The organism is Nocardiopsis sp. RV163 (genome assembly GCF_001029525.1).
GTDB lineage: Bacteria > Actinomycetota > Actinomycetes > Streptosporangiales > Streptosporangiaceae > Nocardiopsis > Nocardiopsis dassonvillei.
Genome location: NZ_LEKI01000292.1, coordinates 1 through 3,146, shown reverse-complemented (window position 1 = coordinate 3,146; position 3,146 = coordinate 1). Strand labels below are relative to the sequence as shown.

The 3,146-nt window shown below is 73.7% G+C and carries 2 protein-coding genes; one reads left to right on the top strand and one right to left on the bottom strand.

Features of this window, described 5'->3' with window-relative positions; all coding sequences use genetic code 11:
• Positions 1-50 precede the first annotated feature (50 nt).
• Complete coding sequence (locus ABD54_RS26140) at positions 51-1,898, top strand: ABC transporter ATP-binding protein (RefSeq protein WP_047872214.1); 1,848 nt, start codon at positions 51-53, stop codon at positions 1,896-1,898.
• A 164-nt stretch (positions 1,899-2,062) separates the two neighbouring features.
• On the opposite strand, the gene ABD54_RS26135 is transcribed toward ABD54_RS26140, so the two are convergent.
• On the bottom strand, positions 2,063-3,058 hold the full coding sequence (locus tag ABD54_RS26135; RefSeq protein ID WP_047872213.1) for an SIS domain-containing protein: 996 nt from the start codon (positions 3,056-3,058) through the stop codon (positions 2,063-2,065).
• Between the last annotated feature and the right edge of the window lie 88 nt (positions 3,059-3,146).

Below are 3,146 nucleotides of genomic sequence, written 5' to 3'. Positions count from 1 at the left end.
CTCGAACCCGCCCGCCCCAACCGTGACGACGCCGCCGAGGAGGCCACCCGATGAGCGCGCCCACCCGCGAGGAGCAGCGAGAGCGGGAGGGGGAGGAGCGGCCCGGCCGCGCACCCGACGCCCCGGCCGTGTCACTGCACCGCTCCTCCGAGGGGGCGATGGACACGCTCAAGCGCGGCCTTCGGCTCTCCCCGGAGTTCGCCCGCGGCCTGTGGCTCACCCTGGCCTTCGCCGTCGTGGCCACCGCGGGCAAGGTCATCGTGCCCATCGCCGTCCAGCAGATCATCGACAACGGGCTGACCGGGGCGGACGGGCCCGACCTGGGCTTCGTCACCCGCATGGTGGCCGTCTGCGCCGCCCTGCTCGTGGTCACCATGATCTGCTCCTACCTGATGAACGTGCGCCTGTACCGGGCCACCGAGTCCGGCCTGGCCACACTGCGCCGCAAGGCCTTCCGGCACGTGCACGACCTGTCCGTGCTCACCCAGAACAGCGAGCGCAAGGGCGCCCTGGTCTCGCGCGTCACCAGCGACGTCGACCAGATCAGCACCTTCATGCAGTGGGGCGGCCTGCTCCTGCTGGTCAGCAGCGGCCAGCTCCTGGTCGCCACCGTTTTGATGGCGGTCTACTCCTGGCAGCTCACCCTCGTGGTGTGGATCTGCTTCCTGCCGCTGCTGTTCGGCGTGCGCTGGCTCCAGAAACTGCTCTCCAAGGCCTACCTCAAGGTCCGCGAGAACACCGGCGACATGCTCGGCGTCATCGGCGAGACCGTCATGGGCGCCTCCGTCATCCGCGCCCACGGCACCGAGGCGCGCACCGCCGAGCGCATCGACACCACCGTCCTGACCACGCGCCGCTCCCAGGTCCGCGCCCAGCGGCTGTCCATGGCGGTCTCGCCCTTCGCCGAGATCATCGCGGCCCTGGGCAACACCGCCGTCGTCCTCATCGGCGTCTGGCTCGGCCTGGACGGCGGGCTGACCGCCGGGCAGCTCATCGCCTTCCTGTTCCTGATGACCCTGTTCATCCAGCCGATGATGATGGCCACCGAGATCTTCAACGAGGCCCAGAACGCCATCGCGGGCTGGCGCCGCGTCCTGGGCGTGCTCGACACCGTCCCCGACATCGCCGACCCCGGCGAGGCGGGTCGGGTGCTGCCGCGCGGGCCGGTCCGGGTCTCCTTCGACGGGGTGACCTACTCCTACCCCGAGGGCCCCGTCGTCCTCGACGACGTCGACGTCGAGATCACCCCCGGCACCCGCGTGGCCGTGGTGGGCGAGACCGGCTCGGGCAAGACCACCTTCGTCAAACTGCTCACCCGCCTCATGGACCCCGCCCAGGGCACCGTCCGGCTCGACGGCGTCGACCTGCGCGAGGTGGCCTTCTCCTCCCTGCGCAGCCGCGTGGTGATGGTCCCGCAGGAGGGCTTCCTCTTCGACAGCTCCCTGGGGGACAACATCCGCTTCGCCCGCCCCGAGAGCACCGACGCCGAACTGGAGGCCGCCGTCACCGAACTGGGGTTGGCCGAGTGGCTCGACAGCCTCGCCCACGGACTCGACACCCCCGTGGGCCAGCGCGGGGAGTCGCTCTCGGCCGGGGAGCGGCAGCTCGTCGCCCTGGTGCGCGCCTACGTCGCCGACCCCGACCTGCTCGTGCTGGACGAGGCCACCTCGGCGGTGGACCCGCACACCGAGGTGCGCATCCAGCGCGCCCTGGACCGGCTCACGCGCGGGCGCACCTCCGTGGCCATCGCGCACCGGCTCTCCACCGCCGAGGCCGCCGACCGGGTCCTGGTCTTCGACGACGGGCGCATCGCGCAGAGCGGCCCGCACACCGAACTGGTCGACGGGCCCGGCGTCTACGCCGACCTGTACGCCTCCTGGGTGCGCTCCTCGGCCTGACCGCGGCCGTCCACAGGCCGACGTGAGGGGGTGCGCCCGCACGGCCGCCGGGCCCCCGTTGATCCGGGGGCGCCGCGTCCGTCCCGGCAGTGGGGGCGGCTCCCGAACCCATCCTCCCCGGACCGCCCGAACCGGGGCAACGCCCCGGCCGGGCCTGTGGACGCCTACCGGCCGCGCCACCAGTGCGCCGCCAGCAACTCCGCCACCAGCGGCTCCACCAGCAGGCTCACGTCCTGGTCGGTGTCACCCGGGTAGCGCACGGTCAGCTCCGCCTCCGGCATCCGCTCCTGACCGGGGGTGGGGCCCACCGCCACGAACGCCCCCCTCAGCTGTCCCAGGTGCTGGGCGAAGCGCTCGTCGTAGGCCGAACCCGCGAACAGCAGCGCCCGGTAGTCCGTCACCGCCGCCAGATGGCGGTCGGTGTGCGACCACTCCCCGGTCTCGCACGCGTGCGCCACCCGCACCGGCCCCTGGCGCAGCACCCGCACCCCCTGCCAGGCCGAAGCCATACGCTCGGCCGGGGCCACCATGTGCACGCCGTGCGGCGACTCCAGGACCCGGGCCACCTCGGGCACCCACCCAGGCGCGCTCTCCAACAGCGACGCCGTCGCGTTCGCCGCGCGGCGCAGCAGTCCCGGCAGGGACCGGCTGCCGCCCGTCACGGGCGCGCCCAGACGGTGCCCCAGCAACAGGAGCAGGGCCAGCGCGTGCTGGTAGGCGCGACAGCCCACACCGCTCGCCTCCTCGCCCGCGTGCAGCGGCACCACCAGGTCCGCCTGCCGCCCCACCACCGAGTCCACCGACGGGGCCAGCACGATCACCGGCGACCGCGCCACGTAGCGGTCCAGCACCGTGTACAACTCGCGCTGCCCACCGCCCAGGCTCACCGCGACCACGAGCGTCTCGGGCCCCGCGGGGGGCTCCTCCGCCGACGAGGAGTAGTCCGCGCTCGCCGCGATCCCCGCCCGCCGCAGCCGCGCCGCCGCCACCTCGCACGCGTGCCGCGCAGCCCCCAGGCCCAGGAACCGCACCGCGGCGGGCTCGTCGTCGAGCAGAGCGGGCAGCGCGGCGTAGGGATCCCACCGCGGGAAGCGCTCGGCGAGCCGGATCAGCGCCTCGGGCTTGCCCGCGAGGTCGCGGGACAGGGACTCGGCGGTCACGAAACCCCCAGGGTACGAAGGCAGGGCGAGGGACGACGCACGAACTCTAGGACATCCGCGACCCCCGCATCCCGGCGCCCACCGCCCC

Excerpts from the sequence above, each read along its gene's own strand:
- ABD54_RS26140 (WP_047872214.1), top strand. The coding sequence starts at position 51 with ATGAGCGCGCCCACCCGCGAGGAGCAGCGAGAGCGGGAGGGGGAGGAG.